At 47.1% G+C, this 26,963-nt stretch carries 17 protein-coding genes and 1 pseudogene; 8 read left to right on the top strand and 10 right to left on the bottom strand.

The window, feature by feature from the left end; genetic code table 11:
* The first annotated feature begins 68 nt into the window (after positions 1 to 68).
* Positions 69 to 3,050, top strand: a complete 2,982-nt coding sequence (locus tag QUB39_RS08445) for a glycerol-3-phosphate acyltransferase (RefSeq protein WP_333209482.1) — start codon at positions 69 to 71, stop codon at positions 3,048 to 3,050.
* A gap of 130 nt (positions 3,051 to 3,180) precedes the next feature.
* Here QUB39_RS08445 and QUB39_RS08440 read toward each other — a convergent pair whose 3' ends face one another.
* The 4 genes from QUB39_RS08440 to QUB39_RS08425 all read right to left on the bottom strand — a co-directional run bounded on the left by QUB39_RS08440 (position 3,181) and on the right by QUB39_RS08425 (position 10,175).
* Positions 3,181 to 4,911: a chemotaxis protein CheB gene (locus QUB39_RS08440; RefSeq protein WP_333209480.1), complete on the bottom strand. Its 1,731-nt coding sequence runs from the start codon at positions 4,909 to 4,911 to the stop codon at positions 3,181 to 3,183.
* 327 nt (positions 4,912 to 5,238) lie between these two features.
* Entirely contained in the window at positions 5,239 to 6,459 is a 1,221-nt protein-coding gene (locus tag QUB39_RS08435) for an ABC transporter permease (protein WP_333056109.1), read from the bottom strand.
* A 136-nt stretch (positions 6,460 to 6,595) separates the two neighbouring features.
* Positions 6,596 to 7,813 carry an ABC transporter permease gene (locus QUB39_RS08430; protein WP_333056064.1) on the bottom strand — a complete coding sequence of 406 codons (1,218 nt, stop codon included), beginning with the start codon at positions 7,811 to 7,813 and terminating at the stop codon, positions 6,596 to 6,598.
* 475 nt (positions 7,814 to 8,288) lie between these two features.
* Positions 8,289 to 10,175: an efflux RND transporter periplasmic adaptor subunit gene (locus QUB39_RS08425; RefSeq protein ID WP_333056063.1), complete on the bottom strand. Its 1,887-nt coding sequence runs from the start codon at positions 10,173 to 10,175 to the stop codon at positions 8,289 to 8,291.
* 520 nt (positions 10,176 to 10,695) lie between these two features.
* Between QUB39_RS08425 and QUB39_RS08420 the strand changes: the two genes are divergently transcribed.
* The gene (locus QUB39_RS08420) at positions 10,696 to 11,106 is read left to right on the top strand and encodes a hypothetical protein (RefSeq protein ID WP_333056062.1); all 411 of its coding nucleotides are present in this window, start codon (positions 10,696 to 10,698) and stop codon (positions 11,104 to 11,106) included.
* Between the two features lie 11 nt (positions 11,107 to 11,117).
* Here QUB39_RS08420 and QUB39_RS08415 read toward each other — a convergent pair whose 3' ends face one another.
* The 3 genes from QUB39_RS08415 to QUB39_RS08405 all read right to left on the bottom strand — a co-directional run bounded on the left by QUB39_RS08415 (position 11,118) and on the right by QUB39_RS08405 (position 15,135).
* Positions 11,118 to 12,128 (bottom strand): ABC transporter permease, encoded by a 1,011-nt coding sequence (locus QUB39_RS08415; RefSeq protein WP_333056061.1) that lies wholly within the window; start codon positions 12,126 to 12,128, stop codon positions 11,118 to 11,120.
* Positions 12,129 to 12,364: 236 nt separating this feature from the next.
* Complete coding sequence (locus tag QUB39_RS08410) at positions 12,365 to 13,972, bottom strand: ABC transporter substrate-binding protein (protein ID WP_333240615.1); 1,608 nt, start codon at positions 13,970 to 13,972, stop codon at positions 12,365 to 12,367.
* Between the two features lie 548 nt (positions 13,973 to 14,520).
* A complete protein-coding gene (locus QUB39_RS08405) occupies positions 14,521 to 15,135 on the bottom strand; it encodes a hypothetical protein (RefSeq protein ID WP_333056059.1) in 615 nt (204 codons plus the stop codon).
* 754 nt (positions 15,136 to 15,889) lie between these two features.
* Between QUB39_RS08405 and QUB39_RS08400 the strand changes: the two genes are divergently transcribed.
* The 3 genes from QUB39_RS08400 (at position 15,890) to QUB39_RS08390 (ending at position 20,557) form a co-directional block, all read left to right on the top strand.
* A complete protein-coding gene (locus QUB39_RS08400; protein WP_333056058.1) occupies positions 15,890 to 17,458 on the top strand; it encodes a serine/threonine-protein kinase in 1,569 nt (522 codons plus the stop codon).
* Between the two features lie 888 nt (positions 17,459 to 18,346).
* Positions 18,347 to 18,679, top strand: a complete 333-nt coding sequence (locus tag QUB39_RS08395) for a DUF6825 family protein (protein WP_333056057.1) — start codon at positions 18,347 to 18,349, stop codon at positions 18,677 to 18,679.
* Positions 18,680 to 18,790: 111 nt separating this feature from the next.
* Positions 18,791 to 20,557, top strand: coding sequence for an AarF/ABC1/UbiB kinase family protein (locus QUB39_RS08390; protein ID WP_333056056.1), 1,767 nt, complete (start codon positions 18,791 to 18,793; stop codon positions 20,555 to 20,557).
* Positions 20,558 to 20,875: 318 nt separating this feature from the next.
* On the opposite strand, the gene QUB39_RS08385 is transcribed toward QUB39_RS08390, so the two are convergent.
* Entirely contained in the window at positions 20,876 to 22,057 is a 1,182-nt protein-coding gene (locus QUB39_RS08385; protein WP_333056055.1) for an RNA-guided endonuclease TnpB family protein, read from the bottom strand.
* Between the two features lie 117 nt (positions 22,058 to 22,174).
* Here QUB39_RS08385 and QUB39_RS08380 point away from each other — a divergent pair, with 117 nt between their 5' ends.
* The 3 genes from QUB39_RS08380 to QUB39_RS08370 all read left to right on the top strand — a co-directional run bounded on the left by QUB39_RS08380 (position 22,175) and on the right by QUB39_RS08370 (position 24,729).
* Positions 22,175 to 22,906: a PP2C family serine/threonine-protein phosphatase gene (locus QUB39_RS08380; RefSeq protein ID WP_333056054.1), complete on the top strand. Its 732-nt coding sequence runs from the start codon at positions 22,175 to 22,177 to the stop codon at positions 22,904 to 22,906.
* 90 nt (positions 22,907 to 22,996) lie between these two features.
* Complete coding sequence (locus QUB39_RS08375) at positions 22,997 to 24,199, top strand: anhydro-N-acetylmuramic acid kinase (protein WP_333056053.1); 1,203 nt, start codon at positions 22,997 to 22,999, stop codon at positions 24,197 to 24,199.
* Positions 24,200 to 24,279: 80 nt separating this feature from the next.
* Entirely contained in the window at positions 24,280 to 24,729 is a 450-nt protein-coding gene (locus QUB39_RS08370) for a hypothetical protein (RefSeq protein WP_333056052.1), read from the top strand.
* Positions 24,730 to 25,164: 435 nt separating this feature from the next.
* Here the strand turns inward: QUB39_RS08370 and QUB39_RS08365 are convergent, their stop codons facing one another.
* Entirely contained in the window at positions 25,165 to 25,362 is a 198-nt protein-coding gene (locus tag QUB39_RS08365) for an NblA/ycf18 family protein (RefSeq protein ID WP_006635253.1), read from the bottom strand.
* A gap of 590 nt (positions 25,363 to 25,952) precedes the next feature.
* Positions 25,953 to 26,855: pseudogene (locus tag QUB39_RS08360) on the bottom strand (RNA-guided endonuclease InsQ/TnpB family protein); the annotation flags it as partial.
* Between the last annotated feature and the right edge of the window lie 108 nt (positions 26,856 to 26,963).

Genomic DNA, 26,963 nt, shown 5'->3' with positions numbered 1-26,963 from the left:
GGAAGACAGAAAAATTGACAGAATTGAGGTCATAATGTTTAGAGGTTGAAAATAGGAGAGCAGATTTTATGCCGTTGGGGACAATAGCATTGCTGTTGGCTGCGAGTTTCAGCCTGGGTGCTTTACCGCTAACGGGATGGACGGTGCGAGTGTTTAGCCGCCGAGATTTGAGGGCGCTGGGCACGGGGAATGTTGGCGTGTCTGCTGCTTTCATTCACGGGGGGAAATTAGCGGGAATTGCGGCGGTGTTGGCGGAAATTGCCAGGGGTATTTTGCCGGTTTTGGCGGGGCGATTTTGCTTCCCGGATGCACCTGCGATCGCACTTGCCCTGTTAATTCCTCTAGTTGCGGGCAGATATGCGATCGCCGGAGGTGGAGGCGTGACCAATGCTGTTTGGGGTCTTTTGGTATTTTCGCCGCCGGTGGCTGTATCATCGGGCATTTGGGGGCTGCTGGTGTGGGGTTTGGCACAGCGGTGGTGGGGTGAGGGCGATCGGGCGAGACTCTTTGCTTCCCGTTGCGGGTGTCTGTGTACCCCAATCTGGGTTTGGGTGTGGCGACAATCAATGCCGGAATTTTTAGCAGCAGCAGGATTAGCTTTGTTGTTAGCAGCAATTAATTTCAGTCAAGGTGATGATATGGCTTTATCTAAATCAGAACAATTGTTTTCTCTTGATGACTCGTTAGATGCTGCAATCTGCGGTGATAAAGCGGCTAAATTGTCTCAACTCAAACGAGCCGGATTTAACGTACCTGCTGGTTGGATATTATCACAAGAAGCGGGCATCGGGCATGGGGCATCGGGCATCGGGTATCGAGGAAATAGTGATGAATTGTCAATTCCCCATGCTTTGATTCAAAATCTAAAATCCAAAATCCAAAATCGAATGATTGTGCGTTCTTCTGCTGCGGGAGAAGATGGCGATACGAGTTCAGCCGCCGGACAATATCAAACTATTGGCCCTGTTTTCACTGAAGCAGAATTACTCGACGGCATTAATCGCTGCCGCCAGTCTTATTGGACTTCCGAAGCTGTGGCTTACCGCCGACAGCGACAATTGCCAGACACCAAAATGGCTGTATTAATTCAGCCTTATATTGACAGCGAATTTGCGGGAGTGATGTTCAGTCGCAATCCTTTAGATGGCGGTTCCCAGGTAATTATAGAAGCTTTACCGGGAGGAGCAGAAGCTGTTGTCGGCGGACAATGTACTCCGGTTCATTTAGAAATTGATTTTAGTAAACCTGAATCATTAGAAAACAAATTAACTGAACTTCAAAGTAATTCAATTATTGCTCAACCCATTTTAGCAGAATTGGTGAAACAAGCCCAAGCGATTGAAGCATTTTTTCACGGAATCCCGCAGGATATTGAGTGGAGTTGGGACGGGGAAAAAGTTTGGATTTTGCAAAGCCGCCCAATTACAAATTTACAGCCGTTTTGGACGCGCACTATTGCAGCAGAAGTGATTCCCGGTGCAATTCGCCCCCTAACTTGGTCGATTAATCGGCCGCTGACTTGCGGGGTTTGGGGGGAGATTTTCAAGGTGGTTTTGGGCGATCGCGCCAGTGGCTTAAACTTTAATGAAACGGCAACTTTGCTGGGTTCTCATGCCTATTTTAATGCTACTTTGTTGGGCGAAATCTTTCGGATGATGGGATTGCCGGAGCAGGGTTTGGAATTTTTGCTGAGAGGGCAAAAGATGGGCAAGCCGCCTTTGGGGAAGATTTTGCCTTCTTTGCCTGGTTTGTGGCGTCTGGTGCAGCGAGAAAGGGCGCTCAATGCAGAATTTAAGGGCGATCGTAGTTCTATTTTCCTCCCGGCACTGCAAAGTCTGGAGAAGGAAGAAGGAAGAGGGAAGAAGGAAGAAGGAAGAGGTTGGAGCGAAGAAGAAATATTAATGCCCAATGCCCAATGCCCAAGGCTCGATTATCAATATTTGTTGGAATTGTTGGAGAGAGCGGAGCAAATTCAGGAGTGGCTGAAACCGATTACTTACTACAATATATTAGGGCCGATCGGGCTGGCTATTCGCAAGGCAATTTTTCGCGTTAATGATGACTGGCTGGCTAATGACAGCGCTCCTGAAATTGCTTCGGTGCGAGCTTTACAGCAGTTGGCTCAGAAATTGCGACAAGCTGGTGTTTCGCAGTCTGACGAAACTGGTTCAGTCGCAGATTTAGCACAGACATTTGCGGAAACTCCGGCTTTACAAGCAGATTTTGAAAAGTGGCTTGATATTTACGGATATTTGAGCGAGGTGGGAACGGATATTGCTGTTCCTACTTGGCGAGAACAACCGGAAGTTTATCAAAAGTTGCTAATAAATATGGCTCAAAAAGCCGAAAATAATTTAGTTGAAAAGCGTGAAACAAAATTGACTTTTTCGCAGAAGTGGCGATTAGATAAATGTCAAGAAAGAGCGCTTGTCAAAAACGAAATTAGCGAAATTTACGCGCGGTTGTTGGCTCATTTACGGTGGACTTTTTTGGAGATTGAAGCTTGCGGATTGGCAATGCAGGTGTTTCAGGAAAGCGGGGATATTTTTTATCTGGAATTTGGGGAAATTCAGCAGTGGATTCGCAGCGGCGCGAGTGTTTCTTTTCAGGATACAATTAGCCAAAGGCGCCAACAGTTAAAAGCCGATCGCGATCGCCCGATTCCCCCTGTAGTCTACGGCAATTTGCTGCCGAATTCTCAGACAAGGGCGATCGACTCCGCAACATCGGAAACTAATATCATCCAGGGAATTCCAGCAAGTATTGGTAGTGTCGAAGGCTTTGTCAAGATTTGCCGCACTGCGAGCACGGATTTAGGAGAAAATGCGATCGCAGTAGTTCCTTACACCGATGCAGGTTGGGCACCGCTGCTATTAGGAGCAACAGCAATTATCGCCGAAGTTGGCGGCCAACTATCTCACGGAGCAATAATCGCTCGCGAGTACAAAATTCCCGCAGTTATGAATATTGCTGAAGCTACAACTCGCTTCCGAGACGGTCAAAAAGTGCGAGTAGACGGGTATCTCGGCACTGTAGAACTGCTGGAATAATTAGGAACAGGCAAGATGCCTGTTCCACAAAGAGTTGATTTCTTGTGGAACAGGCATCTTGCCTGTTCCTAAAAAGATTATTGAAAATGGTGCAACATCTCAGCAATCTCGTAAACCCGTCCCAACTTTCCTAGGCTGTTAAGAAATTCTGGAGAACATAATTCCCCAGATTTCTACCCGCACTCAAACCATTTACGTTAGCACTCATGAAATGAATCCCTCCGTAAATTCGACTTATACCCGATTCGTCGGCCGCTTCGCTGAAGTTCTCGTAGGTTCGCAAAGTGTTGACAGATGGATCGCCTCGATCGGCAAAGCCGTAATCTGAACCAAATACAGCACTCATAACAGGATCGGCGGCACCACTAAAGGTACTGTGGCCCGAGGTATACTCAGGGAACGGCGGAGTAGTTAGCAGAGGCGTCCACAGGGGGTCGGCTGTCGTGTTGGGATTGTTGTCTGTGTCAGCTTGGCGGATAGCTGTCAGCGGCCGCCATAAATTGTACTGGTACTTGGCATCCCAGCAACTAATAGCTGCATCGGCGAGAGCAATATTCAGCAGGGCGAATAAGCGGGCGCTATCTTCTAAGGATTGACCAGTGAGAGTCGCTGTTTCTTCGGCGATTTGGTTCCAGTGACCCGGAGGGGTAAACGTCCCAGCGCCGTTGGCCCAGAATTTGGCGATGACTGTTTGGTCTGGGGTGCGTGTGAGGCTGTCACTTTTGCCGATTTCTTGGACGTAGTTAACTTCCTCTGCGTACTTCGCGCTGTCAAGGGCGGGCGGGCCGGGCGGGCGGAACTGAGAACCGCTAGTCATGGCAAAGGGAGTAACTTCTCCCCACTGTGGTGCCAGCGGGGCGGCAAGGGCGGGGGGAGTCGGAACCCAACTGCCAAGGTTGCTTGAGGGGTTGTACTCCACTACTTTGGCGATGCCGTCTGTATTCCGCAAACTGATAATTTGGTCGGCAACTTGCTGTCCGAGGGCAATCCCGTCTTCTTTAGCTTTGCCATCGGTAATTTTAGCTAAAGACGATGCGTATACTTCGTTGAATGTGGCTGCTTGCGCTGGGTAGACGCTGACTAAGACGCGATGGGCGGCTGCGGCGGTGGCAGCTTCTGCTGATGTGCCTGCTGGTGCATCTATGTTGACCTGGTAAGGGCTGTATTTTTTGCCGATCGAGTTAACAGCATCGTAAATGGCTGCGTGAACCATTGCCATGTTGCGGGAGGCCAGAGGAGGCGCACTGTTGGCTGTCCGCACTGCATTCAGCATGACTCCGTTCCACTCAATGACAGGGTTTCCCGATAGCTGATTGGTGAATTGGTCGCGGTTGATTGTGTTGCTGTTGACTCCCGGTAATACTACTAAATACTCGCCCGTGAGTTTGTCTTGAATTATGGTGCTGTTGCTGTTAGCGCCGGTGCCTTGCTGGATGTTTAAATCTTCAAAGCCCAGGCCGTCTAGCAATCGAATTTTGTCATTGCCGTTGCCGAAGTCGGCGATGTTATCGGCTGTGGCTAAAGTTGGGCCGCCGCTGCCTTTAGCAATGGCAAATATATCATCGCCTGTGCCGCCGCTCACGGTATCGCTACCGGCGCCCGCATAGATGATATCGTTGCCGGAATCGCCACCAATTAGGTCGCTGCCTTTGCCTCCCCAGAGGATGTCGTCGTCTGCACCGCCAATGATAGTATCGTTGCCTTGGTCGCCGCAGATTTTGTCTTTGCCGACATCGCCTTCGAGATAGTCGTCTCCGCTGTTGGCATAAATTATGTCGTTGCCATCCAAAGCGTTAAATCTGTCTGGTTGGGTGGTTCCTTCGAGATAGTCAAATTGAGGACTAGGGGTCAGGGATGCCATGTTGATTTATTGGATATTTTGATTAAATCGCAAAGGTTTCGTAAACTCTGTAGATGCTTAAGTCTGTTTACCCCAGATTTAATATTATTAAACTTTGTTGTTCGTAAGCAAACGCCACAATAAAGGTTTATTAAATCTTTAACATTTAATGGGTTTTTGATGAACTTTTGCGCTGTAAATGTAAGTCAAAATACTCTTTAAAAAAGTTCCTCAAACAGTCCCATTTTGTTAAATCTTTACAAAAAAACATTTTTTTTAAATTTTTATATAACCCCTATTCCCATATCATAAATGAGCGGATTGTGTAACGGACTAAGTAGATATTTATTAAGCACTCCTCAAAGCTGCGATCGGGTCGAGTTTGGCGGCTTGGCGGGCGGGGACAACGCCGAAGAAGAGGCCTACTGCACCGGATACACTGACAGCAAGGGCGATCGCCACGGGTGATATTCCAGCTTGCAAAGGCGTGAAATTACCTACAAGCAAGATACCACCGACACCTACGCAAGTACCGACTATCCCTCCGGCAGCGGATAAAATCACAGCTTCGACAATAAATTGAAACAAGATATCTTGTTGAGATGCGCCGATCGCCTTTCTGAGCCCAATTTCCTGAGTGCGTTCGCTAACGGACACAAGCATAATGTTCATAATCCCAATTCCGCCGACTAATAGGGAAATGCTGGCAACAGCAGTTAACATCAGAGTCAAAGCGCCGGAAATGGCCCCCATTCTTGCCATTAAATCTTTCTGATTTCTGACAGTAAAATCATCTTCGGTAGTAATTTTGTGCCGCAATCTCAGCAAGTTTTCTACCTGAAATTGCGCCGCGTCCATTTGCGATTCATCTTTAATCGAAATAAATATCGACGTGACAGCCAAACCGTAGGGAGATTTGCGCCCGACTATGCGATTGGCCATTGTGGTGATCGGCACAGCGGCGGAATTATCAAAATTCGTACCAAAAGATGTGCCTTTGGGCGCCAATACTCCAATTACTTTGACGCTGACATTTTTGATCCGCACTTGTTCGCCCAAGGGATTTGTATTGCCAAAAAGTTTCTCGGCCAATTCTGAACCGAGCACTACAACTTGGTTACTTTGCTTAACATCAAGTTCGGTCAAAAACCGCCCTTTTGCCATTTCAAAGCTTCTAACTTCTAGAAACTCTGGAATTGTGCCAAAAATTAGAGACGAAACATTTTTGTTGCTGTAGCGAACTATTTCAGAACTGTTAAGTTCTGCTGACACGCCTTGAACGGATGGGACTTGAGTTGCGATCGCCTTTGCGTCTGGCAGTACGAGAGTTTGAGGCGCACTTGAGATGGTACTTCGCCTCGCGTTGGGAACTCCAGGCCTCACGATTAATACATTTGTACCCAGGGATTGAACTTGTCCTGCTACAAATTTTTGAGCTCCTTCTCCAATTCCAATCATCGCAATTACTGAGGCATTGCCGACAATCATCCCGATCATTGTTAAACTGCTGCGAGTTTTGTTGGCTAGTAGCGTTTGACCCGCCATTTTGACGCTTTCAATAAAATTCATAATTTGGGAATTGGGAATTGGGAATTGGGAATTGGGCATCGGGCATCGGGCATCGGGCATCGGGCATTGGTAATTGAAACCAACAAATAACCAATGACTAATGACTAATGACTAATGACTAATAACTAATGACTTCTTAAGCACTTCTCAATGCCACAATCGGGTCGAGTTTAGCAGCTTGTTTTGCAGGTACGATGCCGAAAAATAAGCCGATACTGCCGGAAACACCGACTGCAAGTGCGATCGCCATTGGGGAAACACTAGCTTGCAGGGGAGTAAAAGCAGCGACTAAAAGCACGCCGCCGATACCGAATCCAGTGCCGATCGCCCCGCCTGCCGCTGACAAAATCACAGACTCGATCATAAACTGAATTAGGATATCTTGCTGAGAAGCTCCGATCGCCTTTCTCAATCCAATTTCCTTCGTGCGTTCGGTAACAGAAACCAGCATGATATTCATAATCCCGATGCCGCCTACAAACAGCGAAATTGCCGCCACGAAAGCCAGCATCAACGTCAAAGCACCAGTAATACTGCCCAAAGTATTCATTAAATCTTTCTGGTTGCGAACAGTAAAATCATCTTCTTTTGTAATTTTATGACGCAACCTGAGCAAATTTTCTATTTGAAATTGGGCTGCTTGCATCATACTTTCATCTTTAATGGAAACCGAAATAAATGTTACTTTTGTACCGTAGGGAGACGAGCGACCTACGATCCGATTTGCCATTGTTGTCAGCGGCAAATAAACATTCATATCTTGATTGTCGCCAAAACTTGAGCCTTTCGCCTGCATGACACCAATCACTTGAAAAGTCGAGTTTTTGATGCGGATGTATTGACCAAGTGGCGGTGTATTACCAAACAATTGTTCGGCTGCTTCCGATCCTAAAGCAACCACATTTTCCTGTCTTTCTAAATCTAATTTGTTTAAAAATCGACCTTGGGCAACATCAAAGCTTCTGACTGTCAGAAACTCTGGGGTAGTTCCGACAATGGAAGATGAGACATTTTTGTTGCGGTAGGTAACGAGTTGACTATCATTGAGAGTTGGTGCGACTTCTTCGACAGAAGCAACTTGAGATGCGATCGCCTCTGCATCTTCCACTACTAAAGTCTGGGGCGGAATCACCGGGCGGCTTTGTGCTTCAGGACTTCCGGGAATAATAAATAGCAAGTTTGAACCCAGAGAGTTAACCTGTCCTTCGATAAATGTTTGAGCTCCTTCGCCGATACCGATCATCGAAATGACAGAAGCATTGCCGATGATAATTCCTAACATCGTCAAGGTGCTGCGAAGCTTGTTTGCCATCAAAGTTGTGACAGCCATTTTGACGCTTTCAACAATATCCATAATTCGATTTTAGATTTTAGATTTTCGATTTTAGATTGGGGATTATTCGATTTTAGATTTTCGATTTTCGATTTGGGATTGGATTATTCGATTTTAGATTTTAGATTTTAGATTTGGGACTGGGATTATTGGTGTCAACTTAATATTTAAACCCATAATAAACTCGCTTGTAGCCGAGTCTAGATCCCCTAACTCCCCCTTATTAAGAGGGACTTTGACCAAGAATTTCTTGATGGTACAAGCCCCCGGATTTATCCGTGGAATCAATCCAAAATCTAAAATCTAAAATCCTTGCGTCCCCCGAATTTATCTCGCGCAAGTCAATCCAAAATCTAAAATCTAAAATCTAAAATCGAATGACTGCTCTTGTCCCCCCCTTAAGAAGGGGGGTTAGGGGGGATGTCCGGGGAAAGAAAACACCCTAGAGCGATCGAGATAAATAAGGCCCCCTGCCCTGTGGCCCATGCCCTATGCCCTATTTCTGATTCTTGATAATATCCTCCAGCTTTTTACCTTGAGGAAGTTCGGTAAAAACGCGATCGCCCGCTTTTGCACCCTCCAAAATCTGAATCTTGTTGCCAATAGTCGATCCAACCGTAACAGGCTTAAACTGCGGCTGTTGTTTCTCATCAGGAACCAGCACACCCGTTTGACCTTTATTAGTCACAATTGCCACCGTCGGCACAACTAAAGCATTGCTCAGCTTTTGACCAACAAATCTCAAATCTACATTCATCCCCGATTGCAGCGAATCTTTGCCCGTATCAATGGCAACTCGCACTTGAAATAGCGTCACATCCCGTTCCTTAACAGCTTCCGGCGCAATTAATTTAACGCGACCTTTAAACACTTTATCTGGATAAGCATCAGCCACTATTTCAACTTCTTGACCAGATTTAATTTGACTGATATCAGCCTCCGGGACTTTCGCCAAAACCTCCACATCTCTAGCTAGAGCGACAATCGATGTCGAAGTTGCCGAAGTAGCTTCCGATGCCGAAGTGGCCGGAGTTACAAAAGCTCCTTGAATGGCGTATCTTTGGGTAATAATTCCAGCAAAAGGAGCGCGAACTTTCGTATCTTCTAACTGCACTTCTTGAAAGCGTACTTGAGCTTGAGCTTCCTCTAATTCAGCTTGAGCTTGAGCTATTTCTTCCGGGCGAGAACCGTTTTCTTGTGCGGCCAATTGACTTTTGGCTTCAGCAACTGCTGCTTCGGCTTTGGCGATTTCTTCTGGACGGTTGCCGTTTTCTAGCTGCGCTAATTTGCTTCTAGCTTCGGCAACTTCTGCTTCGGCTCTCGCAATTTCTTCGGAGCGCGTGCCGTTTTGCAATTGGTTCAATGCTTGCTGCTCGACTTGCACAGCAGCTTGCAGTTGCTGAATTTGGGACTCCCGACTTTCTTGCAGTTGTTGCAGGCGTTTTTGAGATTCTATTAATTTAGCTTGGGCAGTGCGATTTTCTTTAATTAATTCATCCAGTTTATCTTTAGCCAGAGCACCTTCTTCAACTAAAGGTCGGTTGCGTTCCACCCGTTGAGCTGTTAGTTCGGCTTGGGCTTTACTCGAGTCAATTTGCGTTTGTGCTTGGGCAATTTCTTGTTTTACACTACCAGTTTGAGCGTCTGCTAAACGAGCTTGAGCTTGGGCTAAACGAGCTCGCCCTTGGCTGACTTCTTCAACGCGGCTGCCGGCTCGCAGTCGCTGTAAGCCAGCTTGAGTTTGCTGCAAGCGGGCTCTGGCTCCTGCAACTTCTTCAACGCGGCTACCGGCTTGGGCTTGCGCGAGACTGGCCTCGGCTTGCTCTAAGCGCGCTCGGGCGCTGGCGATGTCTTCCGATCGATTTCCTGCTTCGATTTTGGCCAGTCTAGCTCGCGCGCTGGCTTCGCGGGCTTTAGCTTGAGCGAGTTGAGCTTCTACATCGCGGCTTTCCATGCGGGCCACGATTTGTCCTGCTTCGACTTTATCGCCCTGTTCGACAAATAATTCTGCGATCCGGCCGGAGCCTTTGGGGCTGAGATTCACGCGCTGTACGGGCTGCACCGTGCCGCTAGACGTGATCCGCACCGTGAGGTTTTGCGCTTCCACCGGCACTGTCATAGTGGCGATCGCATCTACTTTCGGCTGCGATCGGCTTTTTGCTATATATATTGTGGTCGGTACAGCTAGCAACCCGGCTGCAACCAACCCAATCGCCCACCGCTGCGGTTTGCGCGCGGGTTTCTTCGGAGACTGCTTTTGGGCGGTTTTTTTATCTGCAATTTTGGTCTCTGCGGCCTTGGTGTCTACAGTCTGATTGGTGTCTACAGTCTGAGTATCTTCCACCTTGACCTGAGCAGTTTCCTTTTTAGGGCTAACGATCATACCGACTCACCTAATTTAATCTCAGGATTACCTTAAAGGTAAAATTTTTGCTGATGCTTGGCATCGTCTTTCAGACTCATCCGATCGGGTGATTTCAAAAAAGTTCCCCAACCCGCACCTGTAAACAATTATAGCTAATCTTTGCAAGTTATTAAAAAATGTTAAGTTTTTTCAGCCAAAAGAGGTGGATCTAAACAAAATCGCTCCCGGCTGCTGGCAAATAAAAATATATTTTAATAAATAATATCATTTTTGGGAGATCGGGGCGTGATCCTCAGCAGCAACAAAGGCCGATCGGGCAGCGGGCGATCGACTAAACTCGGTCATTGCCGACTCGTGAGCCCCTCGCTGCGGGATATATGCCAGTGCGAATCTCGCAACGGCACACTATGGACACACTTATTCTCATAAACCCGGTTTCACGGGTAGCGGTGCGTAAACCCTGAATCCATATCAGCCCTGTGCCCACAACAGGGTAAAATGTTTTCCAAATCCCCTTAAAAATGGAAAATAAACAAAAATGAATCGTCCTCAAAGCGTTACCGTTCTGGCAATTTTGCAGCTAATTAGCGGCATTTTCAGCCTCCTTGACGGCTTGTTCATCTTACTTTTTGCTGGCATTTTTGGTGGTCTCGGTGCGGCTTTCGGCGGGGCAAAAGTTGGCACTGTAATTGGCGGCTTCATTGCAATTTTTGCTGGAATTAGTTTTATTTTAGGTCTCCTCTCTTTACTCTTAACTTGGGGTTTGTTTCAACTCAAAAATTGGGCTTGGACGGGAACGTTAATTGTCCATATCATCGCCACCCTCGCGCAAATTGTCAAAATGTTTGGCAGCGGCGGTACAGCAGTCAATTTTTTAACTCTGGGTTTTGCAGTAGCTAGCATTTACTACTTGCTGCGGCCGGATGTTAAACAAGCATTTCGTGTCTGATATCCTTTTAATTAACGGTACTGAATTCTCGGATCTAAAAAAGCATAGGAAATATCAACCGCCAGATTAATCAGTACAAAAGTCACAGACACAAAAATTACTCCACCTTGGACTATTGGGTAATCCCGCGTCAGAATACCGCTATAAATCCAAGAACCAATTCCCGGCCACGAGAAAATCGTTTCCGTCAGAATAGCGCCGCCTAAAAGAGTGCCGAACTGCAAACCGATAGTTGTGACGATCGGCAAAAACGCATTTTTCAAAGCGTGTTTCAAAATCACCCAATATTCCGGCAATCCCTTCGCCCTCGCAGTGCGGATGTAATCTTGAGAAAGCACTTCCAGCATCGCAGAACGAGTGATGCGAGCTATAATAGCCAGAGGAATAGTTCCTAAAGTCAAAGCTGGCAGGATTAAATGGGCGATCGCATCCCGCAAAGCCACCAAATCCCATCTCAGCAACGCATCCAAAACATAAACACCCGTAATCGACTTAAAACCAAACCCTAAATCTACACTAATGCGCCCGCTAGGAGGTAGCCATTTCAGATAAACAGCAAACAAATAAATCAACATCAATCCCAACCAATACACCGGCAAAGATACGCCAATTAACGAACCACTCATCGCTAGATTGTCCAGCCAGCTATTTTTCCGAACAGCAGCCAAAATCCCCGCCGGAATTCCGATAACCAGTGCCACCAACATCGCCACCACAGACAGTTCAAAAGTAGCAGGCCAGCGACTTGTAATTTCATCAATTATGGGGATACCGCTAATAATGCTATTTCCCAAATCCAAGCACAGCAAACTCCATAAAAACGCAAAATATTGCAAAGGTAAAGGCTGATTTAAACCTAATCTCGCTCTCAAAATTTCCACCTGTTCGGGAGTTCCCCGTTCTCCCAAAAGCACTGTAGCTGGGTCTCCTGGTATCAAATGCAAAAAGATAAATACTAGCAGAGTGATTCCGAAAAGGACGGGCAATAGTCCTAGTAAACGTTTTACAATATAATTAATCATGTTTTTTATATAGATTCTATCGGCTCGGATTTTACGGCTTTTTCACATATTATTATGTGATTGGTAGGTTTTTTTTTATGAGCAATATTTGGCATGACTAAAAATATAGATAAACCCGCCCTTTTTTAGGGAACCACCAAGAGAAGAGGGCGGGTTTTTGAGATTGTCGGTATTAGGGCTATATTGTTGGTAAAACCCGCCCCTACACAATTAGATACAAGGAAAATCTGCCATATTCAAGACTTACTAACATCCTCAAAAGACTCAGACCCCAAAGGACTCGGAATCCAACCTTGAATATTCTTGCGTTTCCCTAAAAGCGGCTGTGAATGTACGATCGGCAAACGCACAGCTTCCCCATGCAAAATCTCGCTAACTTCCGCATAAATTTTCGCCCTAGCTGCTTTATCGCCACTCGCCCTCCCCCGATCCAAAAGTTCCAGAACTTTCGGATTTTTCCAATTTCCCAAATCCGCCGTCGAACCCGGCCCGAAGTGAGGATAATAAAAATTGTCTGGATCGCCATAATCTCCTGTCCAACCCAACATAAAAGCTTGAAAGCCGGGAGGTTTGAGCCGATCGGCTAAATAAGCAGACCAATCCTTTGTCAGCAATTTTACCCGAATCCCGATCGCGCTCAAATCCGCCGCCAAAGCCTCAGCAATCGGCTTCGGCGTGGGAAAATATGGACGGCTAACGGGCATATACCACAAATCCAAATCAAAACCGTTCGGATAACCGGCTTTCGCCAGCATTGCTTTAGCTTGCTGTGGGTTAAATTCATCATCTTTAACTCGATCGGACGCCGCCCAATTCAGCGCAGGCGGGATAAATTGCGAATCATGTTTTCCGAGTTCTCCCCAGAAAGCTTTGACTATTGCTGGCTTGTTAATTGTTTGGGCGATCGCCCGCCTGACTTCCGGTTTTGACAAAGGTTCGTAACTCGGATTTAATGCTAAATAACCGACATTAAAAGAAGGTCGCACAACAGCTTCTAAATTAGGATCTCCCTGAACTTCTTGCAATTGATCCGGCGTTAAATCCACAGTAAAATCAAGTTGTCCAGCTCGTAGCTGAGCCAGTCTCGCCGCCGGATCATCAACAAAACGAATTACCAATTGATTGACTTTTGGCGTACCCGTTTTCCAATAATTCGGATTTTTCTCCAAAACAATGCGATCGCCCGATCGCCATTCCCGAAACACAAAAGGCCCCGTACCCACCGCCAGCGACCCCGGAGTGCCGTATTTAGCACCCGCTTTTTTCACCGCCGCCGGACTCGCCATCCCGAAATAACCCGACCCAATCGCCGACGGAAAAGCAGCAAAAGGTCGATTTAAAACAAATTTAATTGTAAACTTATCAACAACCGTCACATCTTTTACTAAAGAATCTTTTTCTCCCTTAAAGCCGGCAAAAAGATTTTTCCAAATCGGATAATTCTTGCCCGCTTCTCGAAAACCGTTAGGATTTTTCGCATCCCACCAGCGATCCACATTAAACTTAACAGCTTCCGCGTCAAAATCCGTACCGTCGTGAAACTTTACCCCGGAACGCAACTTAAAAGTCCAAGTTTTACCATCTTTAGAACTTGACCATTCAGTAGCGAGACTCGGCTCAATTTCCACAGTTCCCGGTTTAAAATCAGTCAAGCGATTGTAAATTTGGTCGATAACAATCACCGAATTGCCATCAGTAATATTTCCCGGTTCCAGATTAATCGGCGGCCCGCCCGCACCGTAAACTAAAGCCCCAGCCGGAACCGGAGCAGGAGTTGTCGGACTTGGAGAATTATTGCTAACAGTGTTTGAAGGAGTGCCGCAATTTGATAAAATTACAGCCATCCCAAAAACTAGACCTAATAAAAATAAACGCCAGGGTTTTAACAATATCATTTCAATAGCTCCAGTTTAATAGAAAATTATACTCATATCAATAAATTATAATTTGCTCTTTCTCTCCCCTCTGTGGTCTCTGCGTTCTCTGCGGTTCATTTAGTAAATTTTCTATTAACAACCCATCTAAATTAACAAACCAAATAGAGCAGCCTGATGATATCATGCTGGAGGGGAAAATATCAAGACACACCTTTACATTAGGCGACGCAGCCAGCATGAGAGCTAACATTTCCGGCCCAGCTAGATGGGTCATTCGATTTTAGATTGTAGATTTTAGAGTTACTCCCTGAATCTAGGGGGAGCATAAACATTCCTTTCCTCACCCAAAAGATTTTTGAATATCTGCATATAACAACCCGATTCGGAATTCAAAAACATCAATATTTCTCTCTTTTCTCTTTTCTCTTTCTCTGCGCCCTCTGCGCCCTCTGCGGTTTAAAAAAAAATCTACTTTACTTCAAGCAATAGGATGGCTATAGGCGATCGCACCCACCCTACAAATCAAAACTCTCTTCACCAATACTTCCCAGTTCCCCGCTACCCAGAAACTCTTCCTCCTCTACTTCCTCACTCCCCGACTCGAAACTTTCCACCACAAACGGCAAACCCGCCGCCATCAAACCCCGTTGAACCAGTTCCGGCGTTTCCTCAAACAAAACAAATAGCGGATGAACAGCCTCAGCTTCATCGCTGTAAATATGTCTGTAGCGGTGTGGCATCACCCATTCGTAACCTTTATCCAGCCAAACCTGAGACTGCCGCCAGCGGCCGAGCAACTCAGAAAACTCTTCGCCCGGACGATGAATGAAAATCAAAATTTCCACTCCAATTTTAACTTTCCATTCAGGATCGCACATCAAAATCGCCAAATCGCAGGGCAAACAAACTGCCTGTCCGGGCGATATGCTAGTGCCGCTGCTTCCGGCATAAGAAACCCCGTCCCGCAAGCGCGCAATTGGCAAAGGAATTGTGATTAAACTCTCATGGGCGCGGCGGATACTCGGAATCATTTCCATGTAAACCCGATATTTTTTCAGCAGGGCGATCGCGGCAGAAGATTCGCTGTACTCTGCTAGTAAAGTCTCGTAATGTGATTGTTTAACAGACATATTCAAACCAAAGAATAAGTAATTACTAATTGCTGCTAATTGCTAATCTATCGCTTCTCGTTACTAGGAAGACCCCATTTGTGACAACTTAAGCTCAAGTTCCCCCCTTCGGAGAACTTGAGCTTGCCTCCAGGCCTTGCTGTGTAACGCGAACAGCGATTGAAGCATTTATGGCTATGGGCTACAAATGTCGGGAGAATGCTTACAGCCTTTTTATTTACAAGGTTTGAGCCATGTGCAGTCTCAAGATTAAGCCCCATACGATGCCTCTTTGTTATTTTATGCCGCTCGCCTGAACTTCATCAGAGCCAAAAAGGTAATCTGGTCTGTAATGTTTGACTCTGGGAGCAACATCAGACGTGAGAGTGTCAATTCCCCAAGCTCAAGATCGCCATCCGGCAATCTTAGCGATCATAAGATTGCTCATAAGTCAACATAAAACCTAAATTTTTACAAAAATCGGCTAATTTTAAAGACTTGCTAAAGCAATGAGGGGTTGTACCCCCCACAAGTTAGAGTCAGATATTATAGATGCACCCTGATGGCTTTCCCGTTCCACAAGAGCGGGATTTTTATTATTGGAAAGCCGGAGCGTTAAGTTTCACGCTACTACAGATAAAATGACGTGGGGATGCCAAGATTAAAGATATAGCAGAGCTAAAGCTCAAACTAGGGCGCCGATCGAACCTCACCCCTAACTCTGCGAAATAACCCAAAGGCGGTAGCATAGTTTGGGAAACGGCATCAACTGAAGATGAACTTAGCGCCAGCAACAGTCCTGCAACAGGGCAAATACACAATTAACGCGACTTTAGGGATAGGAGGGTTCGGCATCACTTACCGAGCTATCCACACCCATTTAAACCAAACCGTCGTACTCAAAACCCTCAACGAAAGTCTGCGCCAACACCCAGAATCTGCCCAATTTCAGCAGCAGTTTATTGCCGAAGCCCAACAGCGATCGCGGTGTCAGCATCCCAACATAGTCAGGGTAATCGACTTTTTTGAAGAAGCCGGACAGTCTTTTATTGCAATGGACTACATTCCGGGCCAAACTCTCGCCCAAATAGTCGAAACCGATGGGCCGCTCCCAGAAGCCCAGGCCCTGCACTATATTCGGCAAATAGCCTCAGCCTTAAGTACAGTTCACCACAGCGGATTGCTGCACGGAGATATCAAGCCAGAAAATATTATCCGGCGAGCCGATTCTCACGTAGTAATGTTAATAGATTTCGGAATTGCTCGCGGCTTTACCGCCGGCACCAAGCAAACCCACACCAACTTGCTCTCCCCTGGGTACGCGCCGATCGAACAATACCTCCATGACGGTAAATGTACATCGGCCACTGACATCTACGCGATCTCCGCCACCCTCTACTACTTACTCTCCGGCGTGGCGCCCGTAGCAGCACCCCTGCGCGATCGCATTCCCTTGACTGACTTACGGCAATTTCAGCCCAACCTCAGCCCAGGAATCGAGCGAGCCATCCTTCAGGGACTCGAAATCGACCCCCACAACCGCCCTCAGACAGTGGAAAATTGGCTCACCATGCTGCAAGAAACAGAGCGAGTATCAGTAAAAAGAAAAGGCAAGCAAAGTCTAAGATTGCCCGCACCTCCCCCGCCGCAGTTGACTTTTGTGGCATTTGTGGTAACGGCTGCAATTGCAGGCTGGATGGGTTTTGACCTAGCATCGCACTACAACAGCACCAGTCTCAGTAATAGTCCCAAAATTGAATCCTTCCCATCTCTCGAAGATTTGCTCAAATCCCGCGATTTATCAGAGCCGATGTTCGGACAGCCGTCTGTCGAAAGCACCCCTCTCTACCCCATCGAACTCAACAAGCTCCCCAAACCCCCCTTAGACAGCAGCAACATTCCCGAACAAATCGAGTCCTCAGAAACTAGCGCCGAACTTTCTGAGTCTCCAAACGAGGAAACTCCCGCCCCAGATCCCGAAGCGGAATCTGAGCCATCCCCGGCGCCAGAACCCGCAGAGGAGCCTTCTGAGTCCCTCATTCCAGAGCCTCAAACCGAAATCGAGCCAGAGCCCGAACCAGAAGCCGCACCGGTACCGGAAGTTGCGCCCCTGCCTCCAGAACCGCCCGCCCCACCCGCCCCACCTGCCCCTGAGAGTGCTAGCGCTGAAACCTGGCCGTCGTCGGAATCCCCGTCACCAGTAATAGCCTCGCCGATCGAGCGATCGCCTGAGCCTGCAATACCAAGCGGCAGTGACAACTATTCAGATAGTTCGATCGCACCTGATTCACCACCCCCTGTGGCAGATCCCACAATGCCTTTTCCCGAACCTGCGACAAATTAGTATGGTTTTTGTTGGTTAAAAGTGCGGACAAATACTTGGTTTTATGAGTCAGCAAATATCCGCTCAGTAGTTGAGATAATAAGGCCCTACCTAGCCAACGACTATCTTCCAAAAACTTCCGTCGAATCTGAAAATCCCAACAGTCGCCGTCTGAGTTTATCGAATATTTCCTATTCCCTCGGCAATCTAAATGCCCGCAAAAAATTGCAGGACTGTTTTCTATTTGGATTTAAATTATGTTATAATATGTGCGCGGCGCTGAGGTGGTGTGATGTCGCGTATTAATACTGCCAAGCTGCAAACATTTTGGTACAAAGCAACCCCAACCTCGAATTTGAGCCAGTGTAAGCGACGCTTTAGGGCTACGCCGTGGCGCGTTAGACTGTTCTAAATCTCAAGAATCCCATCTCCGACACTCGGGGTGGGAGTGTCAATTCCCCCAAAATTCCTTCCTTTGGGAGCAAGCATCATCGGGGACAAGCAAGTTATAATTTGTTGCGGAAGCGCACAGAGATTTTTTGTCAGGAACTCAGGGCTAAAGCCACTGAGCTTGTAATTTCTTACAAGCTGTTCTGACCAGACCCCTCTCAGGAGGAGACGTTATTCAGGTCACGACACTCCTTGAGTGCGACGCCAGTTTTCCGCTCTGTCATCTGCAATTAAACAGTTTTAAAGTCACGCTCGACAGTGTTGCAGGTCTAACAAGCCTTTATAACCAGGTCTGCACGAACATTACCCCGCAAGGGAGGAAGGAGACAACTGTATCTCCATTGGAGGGGCAACCATACCCCTCTAACCCCGAAAGGGGATTCAAGGCGGTTGAAACCGCCGAGTCGTTTTCCTCTCAGGTCTAAAGACTCTGAGTTTCCCACTTACCGAATATTTTTTATGAGTAAACCCCCAGTTCATGCTTTTTTTGTAGGCAGAGCACTTGCCGAAGCACTGTACGAGCAATTAGAAAGCGCGGCCACCAACGCTTTCTCTGAACTCGGCAAATTTGACGCAGAACAAAGAGAACGCCTGCGGCAGTTCACCGATCGAGTTGTGGAACGGGCCAATAGAGCTTCGGATGAGGCGATGCAGACCAGAACTGGCACCGATCGCACCACCACCATTCAAGACATCCATCCCGCTGATTTGCAAGCGACTATTGACGAGCTGCGCGCCGAAGTGGCTCTGGTGCGATCGGAATTGCAGCGTTACCGCAGCAGTTTGCCCTAGGGATCGACTCGACCACAACTATTATTTACAACGTGAGCGCACTGCTTTGCGCTCCTGCGCTCCTACTTTCAATCAAAGCAACAACATAAAATAAGCAATTTGGGAACCCAAGTGTCTGCTCTCCTTGATGACTCTGTTAATCGCCAGCGCTCCCCCAAGCACACTGGCGAAGCCGATGAGCAAAAAACTCCTAGTAAATCCTACAAAAGTAAAGCTTATCGCTGGAATCGCGAAAAATACTCCCGGAAGCGGCGCTTCTTCGACATTTGGGCCTTTGTCTTGCTCTGGCTGGCTTCGCTGTGGCTCGACAGCAAAAATTGGAGCTACTGGGGAGGCGTGACTGAAGAAAAGAAAGTTGCCAGACGGCGCTTTCAAGCTATCTGGGTTCGAGAAACACTCTTGGATTTGGGGCCAACTTTCATTAAAGTCGGCCAATTATTTTCCACCCGCGCCGACTTGTTCCCCGCAGAGTTTGTCGAGGAACTTTCTAAGCTGCAAGATAAAGTGCCTGCTTTCAGCTACGAGCAGTTAGAGGTAATTGTCGAGCAAGACTTGGGCAAGACTGTTCAAGAACTCTACCGCAGCTTTGACCCGGTGCCCCTGGCTGCTGCCAGTCTGGGTCAGGTACACAAAGCTCAACTGCATTCGGGCCCGGAAGTGGTGGTCAAGGTGCAGCGGCCGGGACTGCGGAAACTGTTCGAGATCGATTTGCAAATTCTTAAGGGAATAGCCCGCTACTTTCAAAACCATCCTAAGTGGGGCCGCGGCCGCGATTGGATGGGGATTTATGAGGAATGCTGTCGCATTCTGTGGCTGGAAATTGACTATCTCCATGAAGGCCGCAATGCTGATACTTTTCGCCGCAATTTTAGCAACTGTGACTGGGTGCGGGTGCCGAGGGTTTATTGGCGGTACGCGGCTCCGCGAGTGCTGACTTTGGAATACCTGCCGGGGATTAAAATCAGCCACTACGAAGCTTTGGAAGCGGCCGGTATCGATCGTAAATTAATCGCTCAGTTGGGCGCAAAAGCTTATTTGCGCCAGTTGCTCAACGACGGCTTTTTCCACGCTGACCCACACCCCGGCAACATCGCAGTTAGTGCTGACGGTTGTCTGATTTTCTACGATTTTGGCATGATGGGGCAAATCCAGTCGAACGTCCGCGAAGGACTGATGGAGACGCTCTACGGCATTGCTTCCAAGGATGGACAGCGGATTATGGATTCTCTGATCAATTTGGGAGCCTTGGTGCCTACGGGTGATATGAGTCCGGTGCGCCGCAGCATCCAGTATATGCTGGATAACTTCATGGACAAGCCTTTTGAAAATCAGTCTGTGAGCGCGATTACCGACGACCTTTACGATATTGCCTACAATCAACCTTTTCGCTTCCCAGCTACTTTTACTTTTGTAATGCGAGCTTTTTCCACCATCGAAGGGGTGGGCCGAGGTTTAGATCCCGAGTTCAACTTTATGGAGGTGGCACAACCTTTTGCCATGCAGCTTATGACTAATGGAAATGGCCATGATACAAGTAGCAGCATTTTTAATGAAATCGGCCGTCAGGCGGCTCAGGTGAGTTCGAGTGCTTTGGGTTTGCCCCGCCGGATTGAGGAGACTATTGATAAACTCGAACAGGGAGATTTGCGGATTCGCGTCCGTTCTGCCGAAACAGAGCGTTTGCTCCGCCGGATGAGCAGCGCTCAAATGGGCACGAATTATGCTTTGCTGATGAGTGCTTTTACTTTGTCGGCGACAATTTTGTTTGTCAGCAATCAGGTCTGGCCGGCTGTCGCTGTTGCCGTGCTGGCTGCGGGTGCAGGGTTGGCTCTTATGCGTTTGTTCAAGCGGATCGATCGTTTAGACAGGATGTCATAATGGGGCAATTTGGGATTTGAAATTTCAGGTTTGAGATTTCTCGCCAGCCAAAATTTGACCTCGAATGTTAAGTTTTGGCTGCCATACCACAGATTGCTAAAATTTACAACACTTACGCGCTTTGAGGCGAAAAACCCGGTTGCTGCCTAAGTTTTTCGCCAGCTAAACCTCTGATTTTGGGTATAAATCCTGTTTTTTTTGCAGGTGCTGCTTAATTTACTGGGTTTACCGAAATTTTAAGATGGGATTACCATCATACGATCTACAATTTGACATCCACCCCGCCCTATAAGGGCGAGGATTCCTAAGACTCACAACTTAGGTTTCTGCTTCTTTCCCTGACGGGGATTTCGCACCAGCCTTAACAGATTTACTCTGTTGGGGTCTTACAGTCGCTCCACAGACTGATACGGCAAGCCCTGCCGCCAAAATATTTTTCGCAGCGTTAATATCACGATCATGGTGAGTACCGCACTTAGGGCAATCCCATTCCCGGATATTTAACGGCAACTTGTCAACAATGTGGCCACAATTGCCACATCGCTTAGAACTCGGAAACCAGCGATCAATCTTAATTAAAGTGCGACCATACCAATCACACTTGTAATCAAGTTGTCTGACCAATTCCCCCCAGCTTGCGTCACTTATAGAAGCGGCGAGTTTCCGATTTTTAACCATATTCTTCACAGCTAAGTCTTCTACGGCGATGGTTTGGTTTTCACGCACCAACCGCGTCGTTAACTTGTGAAGATTATCTTTCCTTGCATCAGTGATCTCTTGATACACTTTCGCTACTTTAAGTCGTGCCTTGTAACGATTATTTGATCCCTTTTGCTTACGACTTAAAGCTTTCTGCGCTCTTCTAAGTTTGCGATACTTTGCTTTGAATCCTTTGGGATTGACAATCTTTTCGCCAGTGTTCAAGGTAAGCAAGCTGGTAATTCCCAAATCGATACCGACTTGATTACCTGTTTCGGGTAATTTTTCAATTTCTACATCTACCAGTAGAGAAACTGACCACCTGCCCGATGGTGCAAGCTTTACCGTAATAGTTGATGGTATGGCACCATCAGGTAATATACGGCTCCAGCGAATTGGCAATGCTTGTGTGTTTTTTGCTAAGTAAATTTGTCCATCTCTGAACTTAAATGCCGACTTAGTAAATTCTGCGCTGCCACCGTTACGTTTCTTTTTGTAGTTAGGGTATTTTGCTCGCCCATCAAAAAAATTGGTGTAAGCCGTCTGTAAATGTCTCAAGCATTGCTGCAAAGGCACGCAGCTAACTTCGTTAAGAAAATCTAGTTCTTCAGTTTTCTTCCATTCGGTTAACATTGAAGAAGTCTCAGCATATCCTACTCGTTTCTGTTCTGTGTACCAAGCTTCAGTCCTTGTGGCTAAAGCACGGTTGTAGACCAAACGAGCACAACCCAGAGTACGTCGCAACAAATTTTCCTGTTCCGGCGTTGGGTATAATCGATAGCTGAAGGCTTTTAGTGTCATGCTTACTTTAAATGTGCTGTTTTACATAGTAGCACCTCTTATGTAAGATGGTACGTCTTAACAAAAATCTATGTAAAGCCGTCCTACAAGGACGGGGTTTCAGACCCATTTTTTCTGATGAAACGCTCTTTCGCAGGTAAGACAGACACAGGGCTAGTTCGTTCCGTAAATCAGGATTCGTACTACATAGACTCTGACGGGCGATTTTTCATAGTGGCCGACGGAATGGGAGGACACGCCGGAGGTCAAGAAGCCAGCCGGATTGCGACTCAGGCGATTCAATCTTATTTGCTCGAACATTGGGAAGGGCCAGAGGATTCTCCCCTGTTGTTGGAAAAGGCTTTTTTAATTGCCAATCAAGCAATTTTGACGGATCAGCTCGACCACCCGGAGCGTGCTGATATGGGAACTACGGCTGTGGTTCTCATGTTTAGGGATGAGGGCCGACCCTGGTGCGCTAATATCGGGGACTCTCGCTTGTACCGACTGCACGGATCTCGCTTGGAACAGATTACTGAAGACCAGACTTGGGTGGCTCAGGCTGTGAAAAGAAAGGCCCTAACTCCTGACCAGGCTCGCTCTCATCCTTGGCGTCACGTTTTGTCCCAGTGTTTGGGCCGCGATGATTTGCGGGAGATAGATATTTTGCCGGTGGACGTGCAGCCTGGGGATCGCTTGCTGCTCTGCAGCGATGGCTTGACTGAAGAACTTTCCGATCCTTTGATAGCTTCGCCTCTGAAGTCGATTCGCGCCTGCGAGGGCGCTGCAAATGCTTTAATTCAAGCAGCGAAGGATAAAGGTGGACGCGATAATATTACTGTGGTGATCGTGACGATCGACCTCAAATAATATTCATCGCCCGATCGCACCCGACCATCTAAAATCGAAAAATCGAAAAATTGAACAATCTAAAATCTAAAATCTAAAATCTAAAATAGAATGACCCGCGTTATCGGTTTGATCAGCGGCACGTCGGTGGATGGCATAGATGCTGCTTTGGTGGATGTGGTCGGTTCCCAAACAGACTTGAAAGTGCAATTGGTGGCCGGCAACACTTTCCCTTATCCTGCTAATTTGCGATCGCAAATTCTCTCGGTTTGCAGTGGCTCAGCTTTGTCAATGGCTGAACTAGCCCAATTAGATGATGCCATCGCCCAAGAATTTGCCAGGGCAGCCTTGACAATTCAAGCAGAATATGATAAAGCCGAATTAATCGGCTCTCACGGTCAAACCGTCTACCACCGACCTGCTGGGAAAGCCCAGAAAGACAGCGCCGGTGCGTTAATGGGCTACAGCTTGCAAATCGGGCGGGGCGCGCTAATTGCGGAATTGACAGGAATTACTACGGTGAGTAACTTTCGATCGGCAGACATTGCGGCCGGGGGTCAAGGAGCACCCTTAGTGTCAATAGTTGATGCCTGCCTGCTGGCGGAACCCAACATCAGCCTCTGCATCCAAAATCTAGGGGGAATTGGCAATGTTACCTATCTTCCGGCCAGGGGAAAAGGGGGAAAGAATGACGAGTCTGAGATTTTCAGTCTTGGGGATGGCATATCGGGCTGGGATACAGGCCCGGCGAATTCCCTGTTAGATTTGGCAGTACAGCACTTCTCAGGCGGCACTAAGACGATCGACGAAGGTGGAGCTTGGGCGGCATCGGGCACTCCCTGTCAAGCTTTAGTCGAGGATTGGCTCGCATCAGAGTTCTTCCGCCAACCACCTCCGAAATCAACGGGGCGAGAGCTATTTGGTGTAGACTATTTTGACAGGTGTTTGGTCGAGGCCGAAGGTTACAACCTCAGTCCTGCTGACGTGCTGGCTACTCTGACAGAACTGACTGTTGCCTCGATCGTTCACAGTTACCAAACTTTTTTACCGGCTATGCCCGATCGAGTTTTACTATGCGGGGGCGGCAGCCACAACCTCTACTTAAAACGCCGATTGCAATCTCAATTGCATCCAGTGCAAGTGTTGACTACTTCAGAGGCAGGCTTGAATGTAGATTTTAAAGAGGCGATCGCGTTCGCGGTTTTAGCCGCATGGCGGGTTCGGGGCATTCCCGGCAATCTGCCTCAAGTTACTGGTGCCCGGACATCGGTACTTTTAGGAGAAATTAACTCTTGTTGGCACAGTTGGGCGTGATAGCATAGAGTCTGAGGGACAACGGCTGTGCGTTGTTGCACCAGCATTGTAGCCAGCAGGAAAAGCATAGGAACAGCACTGTGGCTCACACGTTTTTAATGGAATCTGGCCAATGGACGCTCGAAGGAAGCTGGATTGAGCGCAATGGCGTGCCAATTACGGTTAAAGGCAAAACTTTAGTGAGCTGGAACCGAACAGATTGGTTCAGTATGGTGACAAAGCTCGTATTTCCTGGAGGCGATCGCGAAGAGATTATTTTGCAGTACCGAGGACACCTCAACAGTGATGAACGGCAGTATACTTTTGTACTCCAACACAGCGAACTCGCCCGCGTCGAGGGCGAAGGTTGGATTGCTCCCCAGTCGATCGTCCAGCGTTATTGGGTATTGGGAGACGAACGCCAGCGGCGGACGGGTTTTGATACCCTTCACCGGGTTGATGAGAACCGCTACTACCAATCTAGCGGCATCATGTCTGGTCATTACTTGACAAGTACAATGGAGGCGACTCTGGAACGTCAGCCGGAATAACTCTTTCTAGAGGCCACAGTTGCCAGTTCTAGGGATTGTGATGTGAAAACTAAAGGTTTTGCTAGTCGGAGGTCGCGCTCAGATGTCCGACTAGCGCCATTGTTGTCAAACCTCATCCGCTGCAAATAAACAAAAATATATTGAATTTGTTAAAAATTTTAAGTGGTTAAAAAATTAACACTTTTTATTAATAGTTGTCCAATTTTCGAGTTGAGACGCGATAAATTATCTTTGCACTCTCCAGTGGTGTCGATCGACAAACTGCTGACATCGACTTCCACATTCAGTGAAATCCACAAAGGAATTGTCAAATTTTCCTCACGTCTTTACAGATGCGTTCTAGCTTCTGCCTTCGAGTGACGCCCCATCACCCCCAACTCCTTTCCGCTTGAGGGAACAGAGTAAGAGACGGAGGTCGCCGACTGCGACTCTTGGCTACTCAACACCTGGGTTAGGTTCTAAACCCCAGTGGTGTTTCAGAAAATGGCGGTACATGGTTTCTCGTAGCATCATTTGCTCGTAAAGCTTGACCAAAAACTCCTGAGCTTGTTCGCGGCTCATGTCACTTACCTGTGTTTTGAAGGAACACAGGCTAAATTGCTGTTCCAAAGACAATTCTGCTGGTTGGCTCATGACTTTGACTCCTCTGTAAGTAAAGGTGACTTAAAACTGAACACCTGGATTAACCAGATTTGTAAGTTGTTTCAGCGATCGACCGTTGGTTTCGGGATGCCCGATTTCCCATCTGGCTTTAGTATATATTACAAAAGGTAACAATGATTTGACAAAATTACCATCTGTCCTAGGAAATAACTTACTTAGGGATAGAGATGGCGAGATGTCTGCAAAAGTTCCTTCCGCAGGCATATACAAGTGTATCTACTTGTCAAGAGAAAAAAGGCTCAGTACGAACCAAAATAATTGAAGCCCTTTATACCAAATCCGGCGGATCTTCTCTCCGCGAGGGGGATAGCGGGAGATGAGGATAGCGGGAGATGAGGATAGCGGGAGATGAGGATAGCGGGAGATGAGGATAGCGGGAGATGGGGAGATGCGGAAAGGGGGAGATTGAAAGATGAGGAGATGAGGAGCGGAAGAGCGGGAGAGCGGGAGATGAGGAGATTGGGAAAATTTCTATTTCTGCTACACAAATACTAGACAAGTCTAGACATTTGCTTCTTACTTCATCGGGAGCATGGGAGCGGTTATCCCTCAGTAAGCTTTCACGGTTTAGCCAACCGCGATAACATAATTGCTGCGTTTAAATCTCTGTCCATCGAATGACCACAACTTCCACAGTTATAAGTCCTTTCTTTGAGTGGCATATCTTGGATGTGTCCACAGTTTGAACAGGTCTTGCTCGACGGGAACCATCGGTCGGCAACGATTATTTCACAGCCAAACTTTTTAGCCTTGTACTCTAACTGGCGTTTGAATTCATGGAATCCACAATCAGCTATTACTTGAGCTAGTTTATAATTTGCCAACATCCCGGAAACGTTCAAATTTTCTACTACTATTTTTGCGTGGTTTTTGCATAAGTAAGTAGTGATTTGATGCCGAGTATTTTTTCTAAGATTTGCTACCTTAGCGTGATGCTTTGCTAATTGAATTTTGGCTTTGTATCTATTCTCGGAACCCTTGACTTTTCTGGCAAGAACCCTTGACAACCTCTTGAGTTTTGCGAGATGTGCTTTGTAGTGCTTTGGGTTCGGAAATACTACGCCAGTTGAAAGTGTAGCTAACTCTTTGACTCCCAAATCAACTCCTACAACATCATGACTTTTGATTGTAGGTTCATGATGTTGTTCGTAGGCAAATGCGATAAACCAACTATCGGCAGTGCGCGAAATGGTAATTGACTTGCAAGTTGTATGAGGCAATCCCTCGTGAGTTTTTACCCAGCCGATTGTCGGCAACTTTATAGATGTACCGCCCACAGGGATAGGCTTACCACTCGCATCAATAGTGAAAGAATCGTGATGCCCCTTCTTCTTGAATTTGGGATAGCCACCTTTTTTTGAGAAGAATCTAGAGAAAGAATCCCCAAGGTTATCAAACGCATACTGGGTAATTTTTTGGCAAATACCTGCCTCTTTAATCCACGTAAACTCAGGTTTTACATGGTTGTTAAAGAATTTCTTGAGGAGGTATTTATTGGGAGCGTGTCACTTTTGCAATGAGTATAAATACCCAAAAATACTAGGGCAGAGGTTTTGAGCTATTTTTGGGCA

Origin of the sequence: Microcoleus sp. AT8-B5, assembly GCF_036705565.1 — a bacterium.
GTDB lineage: Bacteria > Cyanobacteriota > Cyanobacteriia > Cyanobacteriales > Microcoleaceae > Microcoleus.
Note: the sequence above shows the minus strand (reverse complement) of the source record. Positions and strands in the feature narration are given on the sequence as shown.